Source organism: Streptomyces sp. bgisy100 (assembly GCF_057709105.1).
This window is the reverse complement of record NZ_JBYITE010000004.1, coordinates 16880-40958: the sequence shown is the minus strand read 5'-3', so window position 1 is coordinate 40958 and position 24079 is coordinate 16880. Positions and strand designations below refer to the sequence as shown.

21 protein-coding genes and 1 pseudogene are annotated in these 24079 nt (G+C 72.2%); 9 read left to right on the top strand and 13 right to left on the bottom strand.

All coding sequences use genetic code 11. The features are described from left to right. Positions 1-128 precede the first annotated feature (128 nt). The 3 genes from AC3EQ1_RS04195 to AC3EQ1_RS04185 all read left to right on the top strand — a co-directional run bounded on the left by AC3EQ1_RS04195 (position 129) and on the right by AC3EQ1_RS04185 (position 2644). Positions 129-386 carry a hypothetical protein gene (locus AC3EQ1_RS04195; RefSeq protein WP_432092865.1) on the top strand — a complete coding sequence of 86 codons (258 nt, stop codon included), beginning with the start codon at positions 129-131 and terminating at the stop codon, positions 384-386. 429 nt (positions 387-815) lie between these two features. Beyond that, positions 816-1829 carry an ATP-binding cassette domain-containing protein gene (locus AC3EQ1_RS04190; protein WP_432092864.1) on the top strand — a complete coding sequence of 338 codons (1014 nt, stop codon included), beginning with the start codon at positions 816-818 and terminating at the stop codon, positions 1827-1829. Further along, positions 1826-2644, top strand: a complete 819-nt coding sequence (locus AC3EQ1_RS04185) for an ABC transporter permease (protein ID WP_432092863.1) — start codon at positions 1826-1828, stop codon at positions 2642-2644. Before AC3EQ1_RS04190 ends, AC3EQ1_RS04185 begins: the two co-directional genes overlap by 4 nt. On the opposite strand, the pseudogene AC3EQ1_RS04180 reads toward AC3EQ1_RS04185, so the two are convergent. Next, positions 2645-2811: pseudogene (locus AC3EQ1_RS04180) on the bottom strand (IS5/IS1182 family transposase); the annotation flags it as partial. A gap of 27 nt (positions 2812-2838) precedes the next feature. Next, positions 2839-3984 carry an ADP-ribosylglycohydrolase family protein gene (locus AC3EQ1_RS04175; RefSeq protein ID WP_432092862.1) on the bottom strand — a complete coding sequence of 382 codons (1146 nt, stop codon included), beginning with the start codon at positions 3982-3984 and terminating at the stop codon, positions 2839-2841. Positions 3985-4328: 344 nt separating this feature from the next. Here AC3EQ1_RS04175 and AC3EQ1_RS04170 point away from each other — a divergent pair, with 344 nt between their 5' ends. From AC3EQ1_RS04170 to AC3EQ1_RS04160, 3 genes are all read left to right on the top strand, one after another. Continuing rightward, entirely contained in the window at positions 4329-6164 is a 1836-nt protein-coding gene (locus AC3EQ1_RS04170; protein WP_432092861.1) for a gamma-glutamyltransferase family protein, read from the top strand. Positions 6165-6452: 288 nt separating this feature from the next. Continuing rightward, positions 6453-7301, top strand: coding sequence for an inositol monophosphatase family protein (locus AC3EQ1_RS04165; RefSeq protein ID WP_432092860.1), 849 nt, complete (start codon positions 6453-6455; stop codon positions 7299-7301). A 170-nt stretch (positions 7302-7471) separates the two neighbouring features. Further along, positions 7472-8884, top strand: coding sequence for a phytoene desaturase family protein (locus AC3EQ1_RS04160; RefSeq protein WP_432093031.1), 1413 nt, complete (start codon positions 7472-7474; stop codon positions 8882-8884). Positions 8885-9147: 263 nt separating this feature from the next. Here the strand turns inward: AC3EQ1_RS04160 and AC3EQ1_RS04155 are convergent, their stop codons facing one another. After that, positions 9148-9768 carry a Clp protease N-terminal domain-containing protein gene (locus AC3EQ1_RS04155; RefSeq protein WP_432092859.1) on the bottom strand — a complete coding sequence of 207 codons (621 nt, stop codon included), beginning with the start codon at positions 9766-9768 and terminating at the stop codon, positions 9148-9150. A 2-nt stretch (positions 9769-9770) separates the two neighbouring features. After that, a complete protein-coding gene (locus AC3EQ1_RS04150) occupies positions 9771-10004 on the bottom strand; it encodes a hypothetical protein (protein WP_351505724.1) in 234 nt (77 codons plus the stop codon). A 136-nt stretch (positions 10005-10140) separates the two neighbouring features. Here AC3EQ1_RS04150 and AC3EQ1_RS04145 point away from each other — a divergent pair, with 136 nt between their 5' ends. Beyond that, the gene (locus tag AC3EQ1_RS04145) at positions 10141-11706 is read left to right on the top strand and encodes an AlkA N-terminal domain-containing protein (RefSeq protein WP_432092858.1); all 1566 of its coding nucleotides are present in this window, start codon (positions 10141-10143) and stop codon (positions 11704-11706) included. Between the two features lie 59 nt (positions 11707-11765). Continuing rightward, positions 11766-12320 carry a methylated-DNA--[protein]-cysteine S-methyltransferase gene (locus AC3EQ1_RS04140; RefSeq protein ID WP_432092857.1) on the top strand — a complete coding sequence of 185 codons (555 nt, stop codon included), beginning with the start codon at positions 11766-11768 and terminating at the stop codon, positions 12318-12320. A 62-nt stretch (positions 12321-12382) separates the two neighbouring features. Here the strand turns inward: AC3EQ1_RS04140 and AC3EQ1_RS04135 are convergent, their stop codons facing one another. Both AC3EQ1_RS04135 and AC3EQ1_RS04130 read right to left on the bottom strand, forming a co-directional pair. Continuing rightward, a complete protein-coding gene (locus tag AC3EQ1_RS04135; protein ID WP_432092856.1) occupies positions 12383-13126 on the bottom strand; it encodes an SIR2 family NAD-dependent protein deacylase in 744 nt (247 codons plus the stop codon). A 274-nt stretch (positions 13127-13400) separates the two neighbouring features. Beyond that, positions 13401-13907 carry an NUDIX domain-containing protein gene (locus AC3EQ1_RS04130; RefSeq protein ID WP_432092855.1) on the bottom strand — a complete coding sequence of 169 codons (507 nt, stop codon included), beginning with the start codon at positions 13905-13907 and terminating at the stop codon, positions 13401-13403. 141 nt (positions 13908-14048) lie between these two features. On the opposite strand from AC3EQ1_RS04130, the gene AC3EQ1_RS04125 reads away from it, so the two are divergent. Then, on the top strand, positions 14049-15221 hold the full coding sequence (locus AC3EQ1_RS04125) for a glycerate kinase (RefSeq protein ID WP_432092854.1): 1173 nt from the start codon (positions 14049-14051) through the stop codon (positions 15219-15221). Between the two features lie 784 nt (positions 15222-16005). Here the strand turns inward: AC3EQ1_RS04125 and pssA are convergent. The 7 genes from pssA to ccrA all read right to left on the bottom strand — a co-directional run bounded on the left by pssA (position 16006) and on the right by ccrA (position 23819). Next, on the bottom strand, positions 16006-16857 hold the full coding sequence (gene pssA / locus AC3EQ1_RS04120; RefSeq protein WP_432092853.1) for a CDP-diacylglycerol--serine O-phosphatidyltransferase: 852 nt from the start codon (positions 16855-16857) through the stop codon (positions 16006-16008). Next, entirely contained in the window at positions 16844-17491 is a 648-nt protein-coding gene (locus AC3EQ1_RS04115; protein ID WP_388846716.1) for a phosphatidylserine decarboxylase, read from the bottom strand. The genes pssA and AC3EQ1_RS04115 overlap by 14 nt, the downstream gene beginning before the upstream one ends. Before the next feature lie 168 nt (positions 17492-17659). Next, entirely contained in the window at positions 17660-18865 is a 1206-nt protein-coding gene (locus AC3EQ1_RS04110) for an acyl-CoA dehydrogenase family protein (RefSeq protein WP_432092852.1), read from the bottom strand. Next, positions 18865-19392 carry a MaoC family dehydratase gene (locus AC3EQ1_RS04105; protein WP_432092851.1) on the bottom strand — a complete coding sequence of 176 codons (528 nt, stop codon included), beginning with the start codon at positions 19390-19392 and terminating at the stop codon, positions 18865-18867. Before AC3EQ1_RS04105 ends, AC3EQ1_RS04110 begins: the two co-directional genes overlap by 1 nt. A gap of 5 nt (positions 19393-19397) precedes the next feature. Then, a complete protein-coding gene (locus AC3EQ1_RS04100) occupies positions 19398-20405 on the bottom strand; it encodes an HpcH/HpaI aldolase/citrate lyase family protein (RefSeq protein ID WP_432092850.1) in 1008 nt (335 codons plus the stop codon). After that, positions 20402-22471, bottom strand: coding sequence for a protein meaA (locus AC3EQ1_RS04095; RefSeq protein WP_432092849.1), 2070 nt, complete (start codon positions 22469-22471; stop codon positions 20402-20404). Before AC3EQ1_RS04095 ends, AC3EQ1_RS04100 begins: the two co-directional genes overlap by 4 nt. A gap of 10 nt (positions 22472-22481) precedes the next feature. Continuing rightward, positions 22482-23819 carry a crotonyl-CoA carboxylase/reductase gene (ccrA, locus tag AC3EQ1_RS04090; protein ID WP_432092848.1) on the bottom strand — a complete coding sequence of 446 codons (1338 nt, stop codon included), beginning with the start codon at positions 23817-23819 and terminating at the stop codon, positions 22482-22484. Positions 23820-24079: the final 260 nt, after the last annotated feature.

Here is a 24079-nt window from a genome sequence, read left to right as displayed (position 1 = left end):
CAGGGGTGCGATGTGTGCGAACCCTGCGGCCGGGAGCGGGAGGAGGCCCGCCGGGCGGGCCGTTCGCTGGAGGTCCGGAGCCTCAACGGCGTGATCGCGGGCCATCCCCACGGAAGGGAGGTGCGGGCGTGACCAGGACAGCGGCGCCCCCCGAGTTCTACAGGTCGCCCGAACAGATCACGATGGGGTCCGTCGTCTTCGACAAGGACGCCGACATGGTGGCCGTGGTGCGCACGGTGAAGGGCCTCATGATCGGACTGGAGCGGCCCACGGGACTCGCCTGGGAAGTGGCCTACGGCCGTCTGCGACCGGGCACGGAGCGCGAAACGCGGCAGCTCCAGGCCTTGGCGAAGCTCCAGCGGGCCCGGATGCGAGGCATGTCGTGAGCTGCACCAAGTGCGCCCCCAGGCTCCGCCCCCTTGCCGGATGCCCATTCCGGCGTCCCCCGCGTTGAGTGATCGCGGCAGAGGGGCGGGCAAGACCCCGGGCGACTGTCCAACGGACAGCGGCAGTCGGCCGGGTAAGCAATCACCTGGCCCCCGGGTGCCAACGATGCGGAGTGGGTGCGGCTCCGGTTGCGTCTGTCGAAGTCCGGCCGGTATGACGGCCGTTGGGCCGGGCATCGCAGGGCACTCATGGGGGGTCTCGTACCGATTGCGCACGGCGCGGGAAGGCTGTTGCCACTGCCTGCGCGCTCTTGTTAACGTCGGCTGCGACATCTCACCGTAGGGTTCCGCCCTCGCCATTCAGCCTCCTTGTGTCCGGTGACACCAGGAAGGTGGGAGTCACACCAGATACTGACAAGGTGTGCGGCGATGGTTGCGGTTCGGCGAGCAGAAACGGCTTTGGAAGCCGTTGATCTGGTCAAGACCTACTCGACAGGCAGGAACAAACCCCCGGTCACAGCGCTGCGAGGACTGAGCTTCTCCGCTGCGAAGGGGACCGTCTTCGGGCTGCTCGGCCCGAACGGGGCAGGCAAGTCCACCACGGTGAAGATTCTCTCCACGCTGTCGGTCGCCGACTCGGGATCGGCACGCGTCGCCGGCATCGACGTCGCGGCGAAGCCGGACCGGGTGCGCCAGGCGATCGGGTTCGTGGCTCAGAAGCCCGGCACGGACCCGATGGGGACCGCGACCGAGAACCTGTTGCTCGCGGGCCGCATCCACGGGATGTCCCGCCGTGACGCCGAGGCGCGGGCTCGTGGGCTCATCGACAGGTTCGGCCTGTCCGACGCCGCGAACCGGCTGGTGAACACGTACTCCGGTGGCATGGCGCGCAAGCTGGACGTCGCGGTCGGGCTGATGCACCGCCCGCAGGTGCTCTTCCTCGACGAGCCGACGACGGGTCTCGACCCCCAGGCCCGGAGCGAGATGTGGCACGAGATCGCCAGGATGGCCGCGGACGAGCAGATGACGGTGCTGCTCACCACGCATTACCTCGACGAGGCCGACCACCTCGCCGACCGGCTCGCGATCGTCGACCACGGCACGGTGGTCGCTGCGGGTACCCCGGAGGAGCTCAAGAGTGACCTGCGCGGCGACGCGGTGCACGTCGAGCTGGCAGAGGCCGACGGCAGAGCACGCGCGGTGCTGCAACGGGTGCCGGAACTACGCGATATCACCATGGACGGGTGCACGGTCCGTGGCCGCACCGACGACGGCGCCCGGGCCTTGCCGCCCGTGCTGGCCGCACTCGAAGACGCGGGAATCGTCGTCACCTCCGCGACGCTTGCCCGCCCTTCGCTCGACGACGTCTACCTCCGGCACACCGGTCACAGCCTCGAGGCTGCCGGTGCCGAGGAACCGAAGGCTCTGGAGGCGGCGAAGTGACCACCGCACACAGGGAACCCGTCGCCACGCGTCCGCTGACCTTGATCATGCACTCCGCGTACCTCACCGGCCGCCTGCTGCGAACGCTGCGGAGGATGCCCGCCTTCCTCGTCATCGGGCTCGTGCAGCCGGTGCTCTGGCTGCTGTTGTTCGGGCAGCTCTTCCGCTCGGTGGTGAACCTGCCCGGGTTCGCGCACGGCGGTGGCGGTTTCCTGCAGTTCCTCGCGCCGGGTGTGGTGATGATGACCGCGCTGTTCGCGAGCGCGTGGGCAGGGACGACCTACCTGCAGGACATCGACCGCGGCGTGATGGACCGGCTGCTGACCTCTCCTGCCAGCCGAGGCGCCATGGTGTGCGCGACCATGGCCCACCAGGCGATCCAGACAGTCGTCCAGAGCCTGGTCATCGTGGTCATCGCACTGATCGCAGGCGCCCGCTTCCCCGGCGGCGTCGCCGGCGTCGGCGTGACAGTCCTGGCCGCGGTACTGCTGGCGCTGATCTTCGCGGCACTGTCCGGTGCCGTTGCCCTGCTGACCCGTCAACAGGCGACGCTGATCGCGATCTCCCAGTTCACCACGCTGCCGCTGATGTTCCTGAGTTCTGCCGTGATGGACCTCCACCTCGCTCCGAGCTGGGTCGGGAAGGTCGCCGGGTACAACCCCGTGGAATGGGCGGTCGTCGCGGCGCGGCAGGCGATGCTCGCGCACACCGACTGGAGCACGGTCTGGACCCGTCTGGGACTGCTCGCGGCGGCCGTCCTCGTGATGGGTCTCCTGGCCGCACGGGCATTCCGGCTCTACCGGAAGTCGACGTAACGCGTCGTGGAAGACCGGCCGCCCACCCCTGCTTCCGTGCTTCTTGCGGTGGGCGGCCTGGTCCGCCGTTCTCCGGAAATCACCGCCTTGATCTTCCGTTTGCGCGCATGGGCGCGGTCGGCACGGGACGAGTACGCCTTGTCCGCCGCGACAGCGTCCGGCCGGGTGGGCGCCCCCGGTCGGGCCCCCGTTCCTCAACCGCCGGTGTTCCGCCCCAACAACCGGACGGTGCGTTGCGCCAGTTCGCTGACTCGGACCCCGTCGAAGCCGAAGACGGCGCTGCGCACCCGGTCCTCCAGGGGATCGGTCCACTGGGCGGGGATCGCCGAGGCCCCGCACAGGACGCCCGCGACCGAGCCGGCCGTGGCGCCGGCCGAGTCGGTGTCCAGGCCGCCCCGGACCGTGAGTGCGATGGTGGTGCTGAAGTCGCCCTCGCCGTAGAGGAGTCCGGCGGTGAGTACGGCGGCGTTGGGCAGGGTGTGGATCCAGTGCAGCCCGCCGAGCTCGCGGTCCAGCTCGTCGAGGGTGTCCTCCCACTTCGTGCCCGCGTCGTACAGGGCGGCCGTGTGCCGGACGGTGCGGGCCAGCCGGCACCCCGGCGGGATCTGTGCCAGTCCGGCTTCCAGGGCGGCCCGTGGGGTGGCCGCGGTGAAGGCGGCGGCGACGAGCGCGGCGGCCCACATCGCGCCGTACACGCCGTTCCCGGTGTGCGACAGGACGGCGTCGCGCCGGGCGAGGGCGGCGGCGCGCCGCGGATCCCCGGGGGAGACGAAGCCGTGGATGTCGGCGCGGATCAGCGCCCCGATCCACTCCTGACAGGGGTTGTCGACGGTCGCGGTGGCCGGGGGCCGCAGGCCGTTCACGAGGTTGCGGTAGGCGGCGCGTTCGGCGGTGAACGTCTGCAGATAGGGGAGACGGAGCAGCCACAGCTCGCCGACCTGCTCGGTGGTGAAGCCGAAGCCGTGGGTCTCCAGCAGGTGCAGTCCGAGGATCGTGTAGTCGATGTCGTCGTCGCGGACGCTGCCCCGGATGTTGCCGCGCGTACACTGCGGCCACTCGGGGCGCAGTTCGAACTCGCCCGGTGTTCCATCGCTTCCACTCGCTGCCGTATCGCTTCCGCCCGGTGCGGTAGCGGTTCCGGCCGGCGGGGGCGGGAGGTAGTCCGTGAGGGGGAGGGCGTCCGTGCGGCGCAGATAGCGGTCGATCCGCTCGCGGGTCCAGTGGTCGCCGCGCTCGACGGGTTTGCCGAGCATGTTGCCCGCGATCCGGCCGAGCCAGCCGCCGAGGACCCGGTCGTCGAGGCTGCGGCTGTCGAGGCCGGCGGTGCGTTGCGCAGTCATGCCTCCGGTGTACTACCGGTGCGGGCCGAGCGCCGTAACGCGGTGGTCGGTCGAGGCCACGTGTCGGCCTGCTGACAAGCACCGGTCCCGGCCCCCTTCCGTCCAGGACGGCTTCGTGCACACCCCCTGACGGGGGACAGCCCGCTGCGTAGGCTGCGCCGAAGGCGCCGAGGGGCCGAACGACAGCACCGGCGAGACGGCGCACCGGGCCGAACGACAGCACCGACGGGACCGTGCACCGGCCCGGACGACAGCACCGACGGGACCGCACACCGGCCCGGACGATCGGCCCGGACGACCGGACCGGACGATCGGAGCGCACGACCGGACAGGGAGCCGCCACCATGTTCACCACCCGGCCCACCCTCCAGGGCACGTTCGGCATGGTGTCCTCGACCCACTGGCTCGCCTCCCAGTCCGCGATGGCGGTGCTGGAGGGCGGCGGCAATGCCTACGACGCGGCGGTCGCGGCCGGTTTCGTGCTGCACGTCGTCGAGCCGCATCTGAACGGCCCCGCCGGTGAGGTGCCCATCCTGCTGGCCCCCGCCGACGGGCCCGTCCGGGTGCTCTGCGGACAGGGCCCGGCGCCGGCCGGGGCGACCGTCGAGCACTACACCTCGCTGGGCCTGGACCTCGTCCCCGGCACCGGCCCGCTCGCCGCGGCCGTGCCGGGCGCCTTCGACGCCTGGATGGTGCTGCTCCGGGACTACGGGACCCGGCGCCTCCGGGACGTCCTCGGGTACGCCGTCGGCTATGCGGAGCGAGGCCATCCGCCGGTCGAGGGCCTGGTCCGCACGGTCGCGGCGGTGCGGGAGCTCTTCACCACGGAGTGGACCTCGTCCGCGGCGGTCCACCTCCCCGGCGGGCGCCCACCCGCCGAGGGCAGCCTGGTCCGGAACCCGGCGCTCGCCGCCACCTGGCGCCGCGTCATCGCCGAGGCGGAGGCGGCCGGGGAGGGCCGTGAGACACAGATCGAGGCCGCCCGGCGCGTCTGGCGGGAGGGGTTCGTCGCCGACGCGCTGAGCGACGCCGCCGCCCGTCCCACGCGGGACAGCTCCGGCGGGCGCCATGCCGGCACCCTCACCGGCGACGACCTGGCCGCCTTCGGCGCGACGTACGAGGAGCCGGTCAGCCACGACTGGAACGGCTGGACCGTCTGCAAGCCCGGCGGCTGGTCCCAGGGGCCCGCCTTTCTCCAGCAGCTCGCGCTGCTGCCCGACGACCCGGCCGAACCGCCCTACGGCAGCCCCGCGTACGTGCACCGGCTCATCGAGGGCAGCAAGCTCGCGATGGCGGACCGGGAGGCCTGGTACGGGGACGCCGACGGTCCGGGCACGGTGCCCGTCGGGGCCCTGCTGGCCGGACCGTACAACGCCGCGCGCCGGAAGCTGATCGGGGACGAGGCCTCATACACGCTGCGACCGGGCGGCCCCGAGGGGCGTGAACCGCGGCTGGGCGCGGGCGTACGGACGGCCGCCGTCCGGGGGCGTGCGCCCGCGGAGGCGACGGCGCCCGGCACCGGCGAGCCCACGACGGCTCACAGCGACGGCGCGACGACCCGGGCCGACGGCACCACCCGAGGAGACACCTGCCATCTCGATGTCGTCGACCGCTGGGGGAACATGGTCGCCGCCACGCCCAGCGGCGGATGGCTCCAGTCCAACCCGGTCGTGCCCACCCTCGGCTTCCCGCTCGGCACCCGGTTGCAGATGGCGTGGCTCGAACCGGGCCTGCCGAACTCCCTCACCCCGGGCCGTCGTCCCCGTACGACGCTGTCCCCCTCGATCGCCCTGCGGGACGGGGAGCCGGTGCTGGCGTTCGGCACGCCGGGAGGCGACCAGCAGGACCAGTGGCAGGTGCACTTCTTCCTGGCCGTGGCACTGCGACGGCCGGTCCGCGGCGGGCTCGACCTCCAGGGCGCCATCGACGCGCCGAACTGGCATCAGGACGGCTTCCCCAGCTCCTTCCACCCACGGGGGATGCGGCCCGGCGGGGTCACGGTCGAATCGCGGATCGGCGCGGAGGTGATCGGCGAGCTCCGGCGCCGCGGCCACCACGTGACCGTCGGGGGCCCCTGGACGGAGGGGCGGCTGTGCGCGGTGGCCCGGGATCCGCGCACGGGGATCCTGTCGGCGGGGGCCAATCCCCGGGGCGCGCAGGGGTACGCGGCCGGCCGCTGACCGGGGCGGGCCGCGCCGCACGCCGCAGGCGCTGGAGAGCCGAGCGCCGGCGCCACACGCCGCAGGCGCTCGGCTCTCCGGCGGGCGCCGGGACACGCGCCGCCGCCCCAGCCCCCGGACCAGCCCCCGGACGCAATACGCCGGGCCCGGGGGGCACCTGCCTCACCCCGCCCCCTGTGGCCCTCGTCACCTCACCCCGTCGCCCCTTCGCCGCCGTTAACCCGCAGGCCATCGCCCCGTCCCCGGCAGGACGGCCGCGGTGTCGGCGGTGCGTGGTTCGATGGGTGAATGATCGATGACTTCGTCTTCGGGGCCGACGCGGCCCGCAACCTGTCCGCCGTAGAGGAAGCGGTCCGCAAAGCGGCCGCCGCCGAGATCCTGCCCAGGTTCCGGCAGCTCGCCGAGCACGAGATCGTCGAGAAGAACGGACCGCACGATCTGGTGACGGTCGCCGACCGGCTCGCCGAGGAGCACCTCACCGCCTCGCTCTCCGAGCTGCTGCCGGGGTCGGTGGTGGTCGGCGAGGAGGCGGTGCACGCCGATCCGGACATAGCCCAGGCGCTGAGCGGGGACGCGCCGGTGTGGATCGTGGACCCGGTCGACGGCACCCGGCAGTTCGTGCACGGCGACCCGGGCTTCGCCACTCTCGTCGCGCTCGCCTACCGGGGCGAGCTGTACGCGTCGTGGACGTACGCCCCGGCGTCCGACCGGATGGCGGTCGCCGTGCGGGGCGCGGGAGCCTCCCTGAACGGCGCGGCGCTGCGCTGCGGCACCCCGGACCCGGACGCCGCCCTCACCGTCGCCACCTCGCACCCCGACTTCACCTCCCCGGAGGAGACCGTGGCGTTCCGGCGGCTGGAGGTCCCGGGACTGGCGCCGCGGCCGTGCGGTTCGGCGGGGCTGGAGTATCTCGCCGTCGCGGAAGGGACGCTCGGCGCCGTGGCCTTCGGCTGGGAGAACCCGTGGGACCACGCCGCGGGGCTGCTGCTGGTCGCCGAGGCGGGCGGGTCGAGCGCCACGGTCGCGGGCGAGCGGTTCCGGCTGGCCGGCGGGAACGCCCTGCCGTTCACCGCGGCCCGGGACGCGGCGTCGGCCCGGCGGATCCTCGGCCTGATGCGGGGCGCGGCCGACGCCTGAGCCCGCCGACGGCTGAGCCCCGCCGGCTCCGGACGGGCCGGCTCCGGACAGGCAGGGTCCGGACGGGCCGGCTCCGGCGGGTGGCCGCCTATCCTGGGCGGAGCCCGAACGGCCGAGCGAGGAGGCCGTGGGGTCCGGCCGTCCGACGAAGGGGTCCTGCGGTGGCGTCGATGCTCGATGTGGTCGTGGTGGGGGCCGGGCCGAACGGGCTCACCGCCGCCGTCGAACTCGCCCGGCGGGGCATGGCGGTGGCGCTGTTCGAGGCCGAGTCCACGGTGGGTGGCGGAGCGCGCACCGAGGAGCTCACCCTGCCCGGGTTCCGGCACGACCCCTGTTCCGCCGTCCATCCGTTCGGCGCGGGGTCACCCGCCTTCAACGCGATGCCCCTGGACCGCTTCGGGCTGGAGTGGCTGCACCCGGAGCTGCCGATGGCGCATCCCTTCCCGGACGGCACGGCCGCGGTGCTGGCGCACACGGTCGGTGAGACGGCGGCCTCGCTCGGCAGCCGTGACGCGGGCGCGTACCGGCGTCTGGTCGCCCCGTTCATCGGGCACTGGGACTCCCTGGCGGCGGACTTCCTCCGTCCGCCGTGGCTGGGGGTGCCGCGCGACCCGGTGCGCTTCGCCCGGTTCGCGGCGCTCGGTCCGCAGCCGGCCACCCTGCTGAACCGGCGGTTCCACGATCCGAAGGCCCGTGCGCTCTTCGCCGGACTGGCCGCTCACGCCATCGCGCCGCTCGGCGGCATGTCCACGGGCGGTCTGGCCGTGCTGTTCGCGCTCGCCGCGCACGCGCACGGCTGGCCGGTGGCGCGGGGCGGCTCGCAGGCCGTCTCCGACGCCCTCGCCGGCTATCTGCGCACCCTGGGCGGCACCGTCCACACCGGTACGACCGTCAAGCGGCTCGACGACCTCCCGCCGGCCCGCGCCTATGTCTTCGACACCTCACCCACCGCGCTGGCCCGGATCGCCGGACTCGGCAGCACCTACCGGTCCTTCCGCTACGGCCCCGGAGCCTTCAAGATCGACTACGCGCTGGCCGGCCCGGTGCCCTGGGCCGCGGCGGAGGCCCGGCGGGCCGGAACGGTCCATCTGGGGGCGTCCGTCCGGGAGATCGGCGACGCCCTGGACCGCGCCGTGCACGGCCGGGCGCCCCGGATCCCGTTCCTGATCACCTCCCAGCCCACCGTCGTCGACCCGAGCCGGGCCCCCGAGGGCCGGCACGTCCTCTGGGCGTACGGGCACGTCCCCAACGGCTGGCGCGGGGACGCCACCGAGGCCGTCGAGCGGCAGATCGAGCGGTTCGCCCCCGGGTTCCGCGACCTGGTCCTGGCGCGAGCCGTCTCCGGGCCCCCGGAGATGGCCGCCCGCAACGCGAACTACGTCGGGGGCGACATCGGGTGCGGCGCCTTCGACGGCCTCCAGTCGGTGCTCCGCCCCAAGGCGGCGCGGGTGCCGTACGCCACCGCCCGGCCGGCGGTGTTCCTCTGTTCATCGGCGACGCCGCCGGGCGGGGGAGTGCACGGCATGTGCGGTCACAACGCCGCCCGCGCGGTCTGGCGGAGGCTGCGCGCACCGCACCGCTGACCGCCCGCACCGCGCCACTGATTGCGCGCACCGCACCGCACCGCTGACTGCAACGGGGCGGCCTCCGACCCGTAACCGCCGACGGCCTTCATGAACGCCGGGCGCCGCGTGGGGCGTCGCCTGGCGCGGCATGCCATCAGTGCTCGGTCGGGCGCCCATGTACCAAGTGGCCCGGGACAGTTCAGGCGCCCCGCGCCTCGCCCGGAAGCACCCGGTCGCGCGAGCCCGGTCAGGCCTCCATGTCCCGGGCGACGCCTGCCCCGTCACGCCGCCCGGGCGAGGTCGGCCAGCACATCGGCCCGTACCGTCCCGGGCTCGGTGCCCAGCCGTCGCAGCACCTCCGAGGTCAGCTTGTCCGCGGGGTCGAGCAGGCCCAGCAACAGGTGCTCCACACCGATGTGGCGGGACTTCAGGTCCACGGCCTCGCGCAGCGAGCGCTGCAGTGCCCGCCGGGCCCGCGGGGCGAACGGGATGTGGCCTCCACGGTCGCCGTCCCGGTTCCGCCGGCGGCCCAGGGGGAACGGCAGCAGCCTCCGCGGCCGCGGGCCCGGCTCCGGCGCGTCGAGGGCACCGGGCCCGAAGGTCCGCTCCGCGCGGCTGCGCACCTCGTCCAGATCGATGCCGAGCGCCTGCAACGCCTCCGCGTCGACGGCGCCGTGGCCGTCCGGGCCGTTCCCGCGGCCGAGCACCGTTTCGACGGCGCTCCGGCAGGCCGGGGCCGTGATGCCCCGACGGCGCAGGGTGTCCGCCACCGGGGAACCCTCCTGGGCCAGCACCCCGAGAAGCAGGTGCTCCGTGCCGACATCGGTGTGCCCCAGACTCCTGGCCTCCTGCTGGGCCTGCATCACGACCGTGCGCGCCTGCCTGGTGAAACGTTCGAACATCCCTACCTCCTGGCGTGCTTCTTGTGGACTGCCTGCCGGCTCACGCCCAGCGCTGCTCCGATCTCCTCCCAGGACCAGCCGTGCCGCCGGGCGCTGTCGACCTGGAGCGCCTCCAGCCGTTCGACGAGCCGGCGCAGCGCGGCCACGGCGCGCAGGCCGACGGCGGGGTCGCCGTTGAGGGCGGCCTCCGCGGTGTCCACGGCCTCTCTCGCTTCCGTTCCAGCTGCTTCCGTCATACGTGTCAACCTAGGGTGACAAAAACTTGCTGTCAACCATCATTGACGAACGGGGTGCGGCCCCCGCCGCGGGCCCCCGACATCGATGTCGGATTCTCGCCAGCCGCAGCGCCTCCCGTGCTCGATGCTGGAACCCATGCACACCGAGACCGAGAGGTGCGTACGCGCCGTCCGCTCGAAGGACGCCCGTTTCGACGGCTGGTTCTTCACCGCGGTCCTGACCACGCGCATCTACTGCCGGCCGAGCTGCCCGGTGGTGCCGCCGAAGGCCGAGAACATGCGGTTCTACCCGAGCGCCGCCGCCGCTCAGCAGGCCGGATTCCGGGCCTGCAAGCGCTGCCGTCCCGACGCCAGCCCCGGATCGCCGCAGTGGAACGAGCGCGCCGACCTCGTCGCGCGGGCGATGCGCCTGATCGCCGACGGCTGCGTCGACCGTGAGGGCGTCTCCGGGCTCGCCGTCCGCCTCGGCTACAGCACGCGCCAGGTGGAGCGGCAGCTGCTCGCCGAACTGGGCGCCGGGCCGCTCGCCCTCGCACGGGCCCAGCGGGCCCAGACCGCCCGGCTGCTCATCGAGACCAGCGTCCTGCCGATGGCGGACGTCGCCTTCGCGGCCGGGTTCGCCAGCATCCGCACCTTCAACGACACGGTGCGCGAGGTGTTCGCCCTTTCCCCGTCGGAGCTGCGCAACCGGGCCGCGGGCAACGGACGGGCCCCCGGCACCGGACATGCCCCCAGCACCGGACGAGCCTTCGTCACCGCCGCCGCCCCCTCCGCCACCACCGGGACCCCCGCCACCGAACCAGCCGCCGTCACCGGCACGCTCTCCCTCCGGCTCCCGTACCGTGCGCCCCTCTGCCCGGACAACCTGTTCGGGCACCTGGCCGCCACCGCCGTACCGGGCGTCGAGGAGTGGCGCGACGGTGCCTACCGCCGCACCCTCCGCCTGCCCTACGGCCACGGAGTCGTCGCCCTGCGCCCCGCGTCCGGGCACGTCGCCTGCACCCTCGCCCTCACCGATCTGCGCGACCTCACCCTCGCCATCAGCCGCTGCCGCCGGCTGCTCGACCTCGACGCAGACCCGGTCGCCGTCGACGGCCTCCTGGGGACCGACCCCGTCCTCGCCCCGCTGGTCGCCCGGAACCCCGGCCGCCGGGTCCCGCGGACGGTCGACGCGGCCGAATTCGCCGTACGGGCCGTCCTCGGACAGCAGGTGTCCACCGCAGCGGCCCGCACCCACGCGGCCCGGCTCGTCCGGGACTGCGGCGACCCGGTCGACGACCCCGCGGGCGGGCTCACCCACCTCTTCCCGGAACCGGACACCCTGGCCGCCCTCGACCCCGAGCGGCTCGCCCTGCCCCGCACCCGCCGCACCACGCTCACCACCCTGGCCGCCGAACTCGCCGCCGGCCGGATCGTCCTCGGCGCCGGCAGCGACTGGGGCGCGGCGCGGGAACGGCTCGCGGCGCTGCCGGGCATCGGCCCCTGGACCGTCGAGACCGTCGCGATGCGGGCCCTCGGCGACCCCGACGCCTTCCTCCCCACCGACCTCGGACTGCGGCGCGCCGCCCGGGCCTCCGGTCTGCCCGGCACCCCCGCGGCCCTCACCGCCCGCGCGGAGGCCTGGCGGCCCTGGCGGGCGTACGCAGTCCAGTACCTCTGGGCGACCGACGACCACCCCATCAACCACCTGCCGACCGGCTGACCCCGGCCGCACCACCTCACGCCGGGCGGCCGCGACGGCCCCGAACCAGGAGCAACCGCATGTCACAGCGCACCCACACCGTGATCGACAGCCCCCTCGGACTGCTGACCCTGGTGGCCACCGACGGCACCCTCTCCGGCCTCTACATGACCGAGCAGCGGCACCGCCCCCCGGAGGACACCTTCGGCCCGCCGGACGACACACCGTTCACCGCGGCCGTGGAGCAGCTCAAGGCCTACTTCGCCGGTGAACTCACCGCCTTCGAGCTGCCCCTGCGGCTGGACGGCACGCCCTTCCAGCGCCGCGTCTGGACCGCCCTGCGGGACATCCCGTACGGCGGGACCGTCTCCTACGGGCAGTTGGCCGGCCGCCTCGGACTCCCGTCCGCGGCACGGGCGGTGGGCCTGGCCAACGGCCGGAACCCCATCGGCATCATCGTCCCCTGCCACCGGGTCGTCGGCGCGGGAGGCAGCCTCACCGGCTACGGCGGCGGACTCGACCGCAAACGCCGTCTCCTGGACCACGAGTCGGGCGACGCCGGACACACCCTCTTCCCGCGGGCGCAGGTGCTTCCACCGCGGAGGGGCCGGGGTGCGGCGAAGACCGCCGGGTGACGCGCCCGACGGCCGGGGAGGAGCGGGGCGGTACGACAGGGCAGTTCGGAGGTGTCGCCCGTTCAGCCCGTCTCGTCGCCCAGTTGCCGCAGCAGGGCCGGCAGCGCCGTACCGATGGGCTCGCGCACCAGCTCGTCGGCGTGCTCGTCGTACGGGGTCGGCTCGGCGTTCACGATGATCAGTCGTGCGCCGTGCTGCGCCGCGGTGCCCGCCAGCGAGGCGGCGGGCTGCACCTGCAGGCTGGTGCCGACGGCGATGAAGACGTCGCACGCCTTCGCGACGGTCAGCGCGGAGCCGAGCACCTCGGGGTCCAGCCGCTCGCCGAACATCACCGTCGCCGACTTGAGGATGCCCCCGCACACCCGGCACGGCGGGTCCTCCTCACCCGCCGCGACCCGCTCCAGCGCCTCGGACATCGACGAGCGCTCCCGGCAGCCGGTGCACTCCACGGCCCGTGCGGTGCCGTGGAGTTCGAACACCTTGCGGTCGGGCATCCCGGCCAGCTGGTGCAGACCGTCCACGTTCTGGGTGATCACCCGCACCGGCACGCCCGACCGTTCCAGTTCGGCCACGGCGAGATGCGCGGCGTTGGGCTGCGCGCGCAGCGTGGCGCCGTCCTGCCGCATCCGCCAGGAGCGGCGCCGGATCGCGGGATCGGCCATGTAGTACGCGTAGGTGACGAGCTTCTCGGCCTCGGGGTCCTTCCGCCACAGCCCGTTCGGCCCACGGTAGTCGGGGATACCGGAATCGGTGGAGATCCCGGCACCGCTCAGAACCGCCACGAGGGGCCGCGTACCGTTGCTCATGCCGCGAGGGTACGCACGGCACCGCCGCTCCGGCGACCGCGTTTCGCCGGGGAGCGCTCCGCCGCGAACCACCCCGCGACCGGCAGCTGCCGGACCGACGGCTGCCGTGCCGACGGCTGCCGTGCCGATGAACGCCGGCCGACGAACGCCGAACCGATGGGTGCCGGGCCGATGGGCGCCGGGCCGATGGGCGCCGGGCCGGCGGCGCGCCGAGGCCGGTGGGCCAGCGGTCCCTCGGGCCGCTGGCCGCATCGCTACGTCCGCCGGACCGCCGTCAGCGCCCGGGGGCGGGAACCGGATGTCCGCCTTCCAGCTCCACCGTCCCGGTGCCCGCGGCCAGGGCCCCCAGCGCGGCCCGGACCCGGCGGGTCATGCCGGCCTCGAAGTAGCGCTGGATCTCGTCCTGCGGCACCAGCCGCCAGTCCGTCAGCTCGGCCTCCTGGAGCCTGACCGCCGCCAGCCGCGCCTCGTCCAGCACCCCGCCGTCGTACAGGTACGACACCAGCGGCGGCCGGCCGGTGCCCGGCACCCAGTCGATCGCGAGCAGCCGCCCCGGTTCGATGTCCAGGCCGATCTCCTCCGCCGCCTCGCGCCGCGCCGCCTGCCGCGGCGTCTCGCCCCGGTCCGACTCGACGGTGCCGCCCGGCAGGATCCAGGCGCCGTCGTCGCGGTAGTTCGGCTCCACCAGCAGCAGGCGCTCGTGCGCGTCCCGGAAGATGACGCCCGCGCCGGCCAGAACCCGTGGGAGCCCGGCGATGTACGTCGCATAGTCCATCGTCATTCCCCCGAGGGTAGCCGCTGCCCGGAACGCGCTCGCGGACGCGTTTCCGCACCTCAAAGTCCGTTTTCGGCCCGTCCGCGGAGACTGACAGCGCGCCCCTCCGGCGGATAGGGTCGCAGCGGCGCGACTGCCTGTTCGAAAATGCAAGGGGTTGGCAAGGTGGCGGACGCAGCAGTGTCTGAGACGGGGCGTGTTCTCATCGCCGCGGACAAGTTCAAGGGGTCCCTCACGGCCGTACAGGTCGCCGAGCACCTCACCGCCGGACTGCGCAGCGCGGCTCCGGGACTGCGGGTCGAGTCCCTGCCGGTGGCCGACGGCGGCGACGGCACGGTCGATGCCGCGGTCGCCGCCGGCTTCGAGCGGCACGAGGTGGAGGTCACCGGACCGCTCGGCGCCCCGCGCACCGCGGCGTTCGCGGTGCACGGCGACACCGCCGTGGTGGAGATGGCGGAGGCCTCGGGCCTGCGCCGGCTGCCCGACGGGGTGTTCGCGCCGTTGACGGCGACCACGTACGGCACGGGCGAGTTGCTCCGGGCCGCCCTGGACGCCGGTGCCCGCACCATCGTGTTCGGGGTCGGCGGCAGCGCGACGACCGACGGCGGCGCGGGCATGCTGGCCGCCCTCGGCGCCCGGCTCCTGGATGTCGACGGCGACCCGGTCGCCCACGGCGGCGCGCCGCTCCGCGAGCTGGTCACGGCCGATCTGACGGGGCTCGACCCGCGGATCGCCGACACCGACATCGTGCTGGCCGGCGACGTCGACAACCCGCTGACCGGCCCGGAGGGCGCCGCGGCGGTATACAGCCCGCAGAAGGGAGCCGGCGAGGAGGACGTGGCGACGCTCGACGCCGCCCTCGCCCACTACGCGACGGTCCTTCAGGAGGCGGTCGGCCCGTCCGCCGCGCAGCACGCCCTCGCCCCCGGAGCGGGGGCGGCCGGCGGCCTCGGGTTCGGGGCCCTGGTCGGTCTCGGTGCCCGCTTCCGGCCCGGCATCGACATCATGCTCGACGTCCTCGGCTTCGCGGCGGCCCTCGGCCGCGCCGATCTGGTCATCACCGGCGAGGGGTCGCTCGACGAGCAGACGCTGCACGGCAAGGCCCCGGCCGGCGTCGCGGCAGCGGCCCGTGAACAGGGCGTGGGCGTGGTCGCCGTCTGCGGCCGGCTGCAACTCCCGGAGAAGGCCCTGCGCACCGCCGGGATCCGCCGTGCCTACGCCCTCACCGACCTCGAACCGGACACCGCCCGCTGCATCGCCGAGGCGGGCCCGCTCCTGGAACGCCTGGCCCAGCACCTCGTGCGCGACCTCGTCCGCTGAACCGCTCCGGACCGCGCGTGGTCCGGAGCACACGGACCGGGGGAGACCTCCGACGGGCGGACCGCGGACCGTGGGAGACCACGGACGACCGGGTTCGGGGACGGCGGGGTACGGGGTGACCGGGTACCTGGAGAGACCGATAAAGCGACAAGGCAGGGCATGACCGTTTCGCGGGAGATGGCGGGCGGAATCCGCTCGACGGGTACCGAAAGGGACTTCGGCGCAAAACGACGTGAAAAAGCTTCACGTTCCACTCCGCGGTAAAAGAAAAGACAAAATCCGGCGGACGGTTCCCCGTCCGCCGGAATCTCCGTATTTCGATTCGAAGGCCCGGACGGCAATTCCGCCCACCGATCCGTGCCCCGGAGCGCTTTCCACCGAAAATCCGGCGTGACCGAATGCACCCGCGCCGCAATCCGCCACTCCAGGGCCAACACCCGGGCCGGCACCCCCTGGGCCAGGACACCTCGGGCCAGGCCCCCGGCCCCGGACCGGAACGCCCCCGGCCCAGGGCACCCGGCGGCCCCCGTAGTAGTGACGATGGCAGGCGCGCCGTCGCCCGCCCCCGGCCCGCCACACGCGCAGCCCGCACCCGACCGGTCCACACGGGCCCTCCACCGCCCCGCAGGCGCCTCAGGGCGGGGCCGGATCCCCTGAGGCTCAACGGACCGCCCACGCACGGACCAGGGCGTCCCGCACACGACGAGGGCCCCCGAGCAGTTCGCTCGGGGGCCCTCGAGGCCGTCCCTCTGCCGCCGTCCCCGGCGGCTCGGCATGCGTCGCGCTACGGCAGCTGTGCCGCCCGCGCCTCGCGCCGGTTGTCCCGGAAGGTGTTCACCCGCCGCGCCGTGGCGAAGAGCGGGATCACCGCGCCCAGCACCACCTGGAGCGCGCAGCCGGTCTGGAGCAGCAGCTGTCCGCCGGGCGCGTCGAACGCCCAGGCCGCCAGCAGGCCCATGCTGAGCACGATCCAGCCGAGCATCGCCACCGCGAGCCGTCCCCGCGGCTTCGGGTACTCGACCCGGCTCACCATCAGCCAGGCCACGCCGATGATCGCGAGCAGCGTCGGGACGAACGGCAGCTCCAGCAGGACGATCGAGACGACCGTCAGCGCGCCGAATGGACTCGGCATGCCCTGGAAGATGCCGTCACGCAGGGTGACGCAGGAGAATCTGGCAAGCCGGAGCACCACCGCCAGCAGCACCACGATCGCGGCCACCGCCGAGACCCGCTGGTGCGCGTCGGGCACGACCATGCCCCAGACCACGACGAAGTACGCCGGGGCCAGTCCGAAGCTGATCAGGTCCGACAGGTTGTCGAGCTCGGCCCCCATCGCCGAACTGCGCAGCTTGCGTGCCACGAGCCCGTCGAAGAGGTCGAAGACCGACGCCAGGAGCATGAGGATCACCGCGGTCGCGGCGCTGTGCCGCGCCATGCCGCCGTCCTCGCTGCCCGTCAGGTGCGGGATGAGGACGCCGGTGGTGGTGAAGTACACCGCCATGAAGCCGCACGTCGCGTTACCGAGCGTGAGCGTGTCCGCTATCGACAGCCGCGTGGACAGCGGCATGTCGTCGTCCTCGACCTCTTCGACGGCCTCGGGGACCCAGGTCTGCGGTTCCGGATCAATCACGGTCAAGGCGAGTCACCCCCGCGATAGTGGGCTGGCCGACCTCGACGGCCGTCTCGACGCCCTCGGGCAGATAGAGGTCCACCCGGGAGCCGAAACGGATCAGGCCGATGCGCTCGCCCTGCTCCACCTTGGTGCCCTGCGGCACGTACGGCACGATGCGCCGGGCCACCGCGCCCGCGATCTGCACCATCTCGATGTCACCGAGCTCGGTGTCGAAGTGCCAGACGACCCGCTCGTTGTTCTCGCTCTCCTTGTTGAACGCCGGAACGAAGCCGCCGGGCACGTGCTCGACGGACGTCACCGTGCCCGCCAGGGGCGCGCGGTTGACGTGGACGTTCAGCGGGCTCATGAAGATCGCGACGCGGGTGCGCCCGTCCTTCCACGGCATGATGCTCTGCACCACACCGTCGGCCGGCGAGATCACCCGGCCCTGGGTGATCTCGCGCTCGGGGTCGCGGAAGAACCACAGCATGCCCGCCGCCAGTGCGGTGGCGGGCACAGCGGCCGCGGCCCAGCGCCCGGAGCGCCGGGCGCGGCTGAGACTGACGGCCGCAGTGGCCACGGTCGGGAGGAGCCACGGCGATGCTCCGCGCGCGAGGCGGACCCGGCCGCGAGGTGCAGAGGTTTGGCTGTGGGGCATGGATGACCTTCGTAGCGGATGAATGCCGCGCAGTAATGGGGGACGGCGGCTTTCCGGGATGCTATCGGTTTCGTGCGGCAACTGGGCAAGCCAGGAGCCGAGTCGGTGTCCGAAGACCGATGGCAGGGTGTGATCTTCTTCTCGAAGAAGCTGCCCCAAAGCGGACAATTACCCCTGGAATCGATACTCCTCGAGCAGCCGACGACCAATGATCATTTTCTGGATCTCGGCGGTACCTTCGCCGATCAGCAGCATCGGCGCCTCACGGTACAGGCGCTCGATCTCGTACTCCTTGGAGAAGCCGTAGCCGCCGTGGATGCGGAAAGCGTCCTCGACGACCTCTTTGCAGTACTCGGAGGCGAGGTACTTCGCCATCCCTGCCTCGAGGTCATTGCGCTCCCCGGAGTCCTTTTTGCGTGCTGCATTCACCATCATCGCATGGGCGGCCTCGACCTTGGTAGCCATCTCGGCCAACTTGAACTGGACGGCCTGGTGCTGAGCGATCGGCTTGCCGAAGGTGTGCCGCTGCTGAGCATAGGAAACGCCCAGCTCAAAGGCGCGCTGCGCGACACCGCAGCCACGGGCGGCAACATTGACGCGACCGACCTCGACACCGTCCATCATGTGGTAGAAACCACGTCCGGTTTGTCCGCCGAGAACCCGATTTGCCGGGATTCGTAGACCATCCATGATGAGCTCGGTGGTGTCAACCCCCTTGTAGCCCATCTTCTCGATCTTGCCGGGGATGGTGAGACCGGGCCGGACCTCGCCGAAACCCGGCTCCTTCTCGACCAGGAAGGTGGTCATCGACTTGTGCGGGGCGGTGCCCTCGGGGTGCCCCTCGTCCGTCTTGGCCAGCACCGCGACCAGCGTCGACGAGCCGCCGTTGGTCAGCCACATCTTCTGGCCGTTGAGGACGTACTCCTCGCCGTCCCGGACGCCCTTGGAGGTGATGGCGGACACATCGGAGCCGAGCGCCGGCTCCGACATCGAGAACGCGCCGCGTACCTCGCCCAGCGCCATCTTCGGGAGGAAGTGGTCCTTCTGCTCCTGGGTGCCGTGCTGCTTGAGCATGTACGCCACGATGAAGTGCGTGTTGATGATGCCCGACACGCTCATCCAGCCGCGGGCGATCTCCTCGACGCACAGCGCGTACGTCAGCAGCGACTCGCCGAGGCCGCCGTACTCCTCGGGGATCATCAGCCCGAAGAGGCCGAGCTCCTTGAGGCCCTCGACGATGTGGGTCGGGTACTCGTCACGGTGCTCCAGCTCGGTCGCGACCGGCAGGATCTCCTTGTCGACGAAGTCCCGGACGGTGGACAGGATCTCCTGCTGGATGTCCGTCAGACCGTGCGTCTGCGCGAGGCGGCTCATCACTTCACCTGCTTCTTCTCGGCCGGGGCCGACAGCTCCGGGCGGCCGGGCTGCTCGCCGCCGCGCTCCTTGATGTAGCTCTCGGTCGGCACCATGACCTTGCGCCGGAAGACGCAGACCAGCGTGCCGTCCTGCTTGTAGCCCTTGGTCTCGACGTGGACGATGCCGCGGTCCGACTTGGACCGCGACGGCGTCTTGCCGAGCACGGTCGTCTCGCCGTAGATGGTGTCGCCGTGGAAGGTCGGCGCCACGTGCTTGAGCGACTCGATCTCCAGGTTGGCGATGGCCTTGCCGGAGACGTCCGGCACGGACATGCCGAGCAGCAGCGAGTAGATGTAGTTGCCCACCACGACGTTCTTGCCGAAGTCCGTCGTCTTCTCGGCGTAGTTCGTGTCCATGTGGAGCGGGTGGTGGTTCATGGTGAGCAGACAGAAGAGGTGGTCGTCGTACTCGGTGACCGTTTTTCCGGGCCAGTGCTTGTAGACCGCCCCGACCTCGAACTCTTCGTAGGTGCGTCCGAACTGCATGGTGCTCAGGCCTCCGGGGCTTCGAACTTGGACGTGCGGGTCATACCGGCCGCGCGGCCCTTGCCGGCGATGACCAGCGCCATCTTGCGGCTGGCCTCGTCGATCATCTCGTCCCCGAGCATGGCCGAGCCCTTCTTGCCGCCGGCCTCGGAGGTGCAGTAGTCGTACGCGTCCAGGATCAGCTCGGCGTGGTCGTAGTCCTCCTGGGAGGGGGAGAAGACCTCGTTGGCGGCCTCCACCTGGCCCGGGTGCAGCACCCACTTGCCGTCGAAGCCCAGCGCGGCGGCGCGGCCGGCGACCTCGCGGTACCCGTCCACGTTCTTGATCTGCAGGTACGGGCCGTCGATGGCCTGCAGGTCGTGGGTGCGGGCCGCCATGAGGATCCGCATGAGGATGTAGTGGTAGGCGTCGGCCGGGTAGCCGGGCGGCTGCTCACCGACGACCAGGGACTTCATGTTGATGGAGGCCATGAAGTCGGCCGGGCCGAAGATGATGGTCTCCAGGCGCGGCGAGGACGCGGCGATCTCGTCGACGTTCACCAGACCCTTGGCGTTCTCGATCTGCGCCTCGATGCCGATCCGCCCGACCTCGAAGCCCATGGTCTTCTCGATCTGGGTGAGCAGCAGGTCCAGCGCCTGCACCTGGGTGGCGTCCTGCACCTTCGGCAGCATGATGCAGTCGAGGTTGGGGCCCGCGCCCTCCACGACGGTCACCACGTCGCGGTAGGTCCAGTGGGTGGTCCAGTCGTTGACCCGCACGACCCTGGTCTTGCCCGTCCAGTCGCCGTTGTTGAGCGCGTCGACGATGGTGTGCCGGGCGCCCTCCTTGGCGAGCGGCGCGCACGCGTCCTCCAGGTCGAGGAAGACCTGGTCGGCCGGGAGGCCCTGCGCCTTCTCCAGGAAGCGCGGGTTGCTGCCCGGCACGGCGAGGCAGGAGCGGCGCGGCCGCAGGCGGTTCACCGAGGAGGAGGGTGCCCCTCCGTCGAGGGCGGTGGTGGGAGACAGGCGGGTCATGCGGGGACCTCCAGGGGGTCGAGCTTGTTCGCTTTCCGGATCTCGTCGACGATACGGCCGATGATCTCCGTGATGCCGAAGTCCTTCGGGGTGAAGACGGCCGCCACTCCGGCCGCGCGGAGCTTTTCGGCGTCCGCGGAGGGGATGATCCCGCCGACGACGACCGGGATATCGTCCGAACCGGTCCGGCGCAGCCGGTCCAGGACGTCCGGGACCAGCTCGGCGTGCGAGCCGGAGAGGATCGACAGGCCGACGCAGTGCACGTCCTCGGCCACCGCCGCGCCGACGATCTGTTCGGGGGTCAGCCGGATGCCCTGGTAGACCACTTCGAATCCGGCGTCCCGGGCGCGGACGGCGATCTGTTCCGCGCCGTTGCTGTGCCCGTCCAGGCCGGGCTTGCCGACCAGCAGCCGCAGCCGGCCGCTGCCCAGGTCCTCCGCCGTCCGGGAGACCTTCTCGCGGACCTCGGCGAGCGGGGTCCCGGCCTCGGCGGCGACGGCGACCGGTGCGCTGCTGACCCCGGTCGGGGCGCGGAACTCGCCGAAGACGTCCCGCAGGGCCCAGGCCCACTCGCCGGTGGTCACGCCGGCGCGGGCGCAGGCGAGGGTGGCGGCGAAGAGGTTGGTGTCCCCGGCGGCGGCCCCCTTGAGACCGGACAGCGCGTCCTGGGCGGCCCCTTCGTCGCGGTTGTCGCGCCACTCGTGCAGCGCGGCGACGACGCGGGCCTCGTTGGCGGGGTCCACGGTCATGATCGCGGTGTCGAGGTCGGCGGTGAGCGGGTTGGGCTCGGTGCCCTCGTAGCAGTTGACGCCGATGATCTTCTCGTCGCCGGCCTCGATGCGGGCCCGCCGCTCGGCGTGCGAGGAGACCAGCTGCGCCTTGAGGTAGCCGGACTCGACGGCCGCCATGGCGCCGCCCATCTCCTGGATCCGCTCGATCTCGGCCAGGCACTCCTCGACGAGGGAGTCGACCTTGGCCTCGATCACATGCGAGCCGGCGAAGATGTCGTCGTACTCGAGCAGGTCGCTCTCATGGGCGAGGACCTGCTGGATCCGCAGGGACCACTGCTGGTCCCAGGGGCGCGGGAGGCCCAGCGCCTCGTTCCAGGCGGGGAGCTGGACGGCCCGCGCGCGGGCGTCCTTGGAGAGCGTGACGGCGAGCATCTCCAGCACGATCCGCTGGACGTTGTTCTCCGGCTGGGCCTCGGTCAGGCCCAGGGAGTTGACCTGCACGCCGTAGCGGAACCGCCGCTGCTTGGGGTTCTCGATCCCGTACCGCTCGCGGGTGATCTTGTCCCAGATGCGGCCGAAGGCGCGCATCTTGCACATCTCCTCGACGAAGCGGACGCCCGCGTTCACGAAGAACGAGATCCGGGCGACCACGTCACCGAACTTCTCGGCCGGAACCTGGCCGGAGTCCCGCACCGCGTCGAGGACGGCGATGGCCGTGCTCATCGCGTACGAGATCTCCTGGACCGGGGTGGCCCCGGCCTCCTGCAGGTGGTAGCTGCAGATGTTGATCGGGTTCCACTTGGGGACGTTGGCCACCGTGTACGTGATCATGTCGGTGGTCAGCCGCAGGGAGGGCCCCGGCGGGAACACATGCGTTCCGCGCGAGAGGTACTCCTTGACGATGTCGTTCTGCGTCGTCCCCTGGAGCTTGGAGATGTCGGCGCCGTGCTCCTCGGCGACCACCTGGTACAGCGCCAGCAGCCACATGGCGGTGGCGTTGATGGTCATCGAGGTGTTCATCTGCTCCAGGGGGATGTCCTGGAACAGACGCCGCATGTCTCCGATGTGGGAGACCGGGACCCCGACCCGGCCGACCTCGCCGCGGGCGAGGATGTGGTCGGGGTCGTAGCCCGTCTGCGTCGGCAGGTCGAACGCGACGGACAGTCCGGTCTGCCCCTTGGCGAGATTGCGCCGGTACAGCTCGTTGGACGCCTCCGCCGTGGAGTGCCCGGCGTACGTCCGCATGAGCCAGGGACGGTCCTTCTTGGGGCGCTCGCTCGCCTCCGGGCGCTGGGATCCGGCCCCTGGCTCGCTCGCTGTCTGGCGCTCAGTCATCGAGGGTCTCTCAGACGTTCCGGAAGCGGTTGATCGCGTCGATGTGCTTGGCGCGCTTCTCCTCGTCGCGCACGCCCATGCCCTCCTCGGGGGCGAGGGCCAGCACGCCGACCTTGCCCTGGTGCAGGTTGCGGTGCACGTCGTAGGCGGCCTGGCCGGTCTCCTCCAGGCTGTACGTCTTCGACAGCGTGGGGTGGATCTTGCCCTTGGCGATCAGGCGGTTGGCCTCCCACGCCTCGCGGTAGTTGGCGAAGTGCGAGCCCACGATGGACTTGAGCGACATCCACAGGTAGCGGTTGTCGTACTCGTGGGTGTAGCCGGAGGTCGAGGCGCAGGTGACGATGGTGCCGCCCTTGCGGGTGACGTAGACCGACGCGCCGAAGGTCTCGCGGCCGGGGTGCTCGAAGACGATGTCGACGTCCTCGCCGCCGGTGAGCTCGCGGATCCGCTTGCCGAAGCGCTTCCACTCCCGCGGGTCCTGGGTCTGCTCGTCCTTCCAGAACTTGTAGCCCTCGGCGTTGCGGTCGATGATCGCCTCGGCGCCCATCGCGCGGCAGATGTCCGCCTTCTGGTCGCTGGACACGACACATATCGGGTTGGCGCCGCCGGCCAGGGCGAACTGGGTGGCGTAGGAGCCGAGGCCGCCGCTGGCGCCCCAGATCAGCACGTTGTCGCCCTGCTTCATGCCGGCGCCGTTGCGGGAGACCAGCTGGCGGTAGGCGGTGGAGTTGACCAGGCCCGGGGCCGCCGACTCCTCCCAGCTCAGGTGCTTGGGCTTGGGCATCAGCTGGTTGGACTTGACCAGCGCGATCTCGGCGAGGCCGCCGAAGTTGGTCTCGAAGCCCCAGATGCGCTGCTCCGGGTCGAGCATGGTGTCGTTGTGGCCGTCGGCCGACTCCAGCTCCACGGACAGGCAGTGGGCGACGACCTCGTCACCGGGCTTCCAGGAGTTCACGCCCGGGCCGGTGCGCAGCACGACGCCCGAGAGGTCGGAGCCGATGATGTGGTACGGCAGGTCGTGCCGCTTGGTCAGCGGCGACAGCTTTCCGTACCGCTCCAGGAAGCTGAAGGTGGAGACCGGCTCGAAGATCGAGGTCCACACCGAGTTGTAGTTGACGGAGCTGGCCATGACGGCGACGAGGGCCTCGCCCGGGCCGAGCTCGGGCACCGGGACGTCGTCCAGGTGCAGCGACTTGCGCGGGTCCTTGTCCCGGCTCTCCACGCCGGCGAACATCTCCGCGTCCTCCTTGTGGACGGTGACCGCCCGGTAGGACTCGGGGAGCGACAGCGCGGCGAAGTCGTCCGCGGTGCTGTCGGGAGAGAGGATTGCGTCCAGGATTTCGTTCACTTGGGGCCTCCGGCGAAGCGTCGAGAAACGCTTGAGGGAACGCTGGGGTCTTGATGCGTGGATGTGATGCGCGGTGCCGTCGGTTCGGCGCGATGTGGTGCTGGCAGCGCGGGTCGCGCAGGAGGTGCCTGTGACGCAGGCGTCCGGGCGCGCATGGATTGCGGGGACAGCCGACGCACGAGGGTGTCTCTGCGCGCCGGCCGCCCGGACACCCTCAACGTATGGCACCGCGTGCCACTCGGCAAGACACTGCGTGCCAA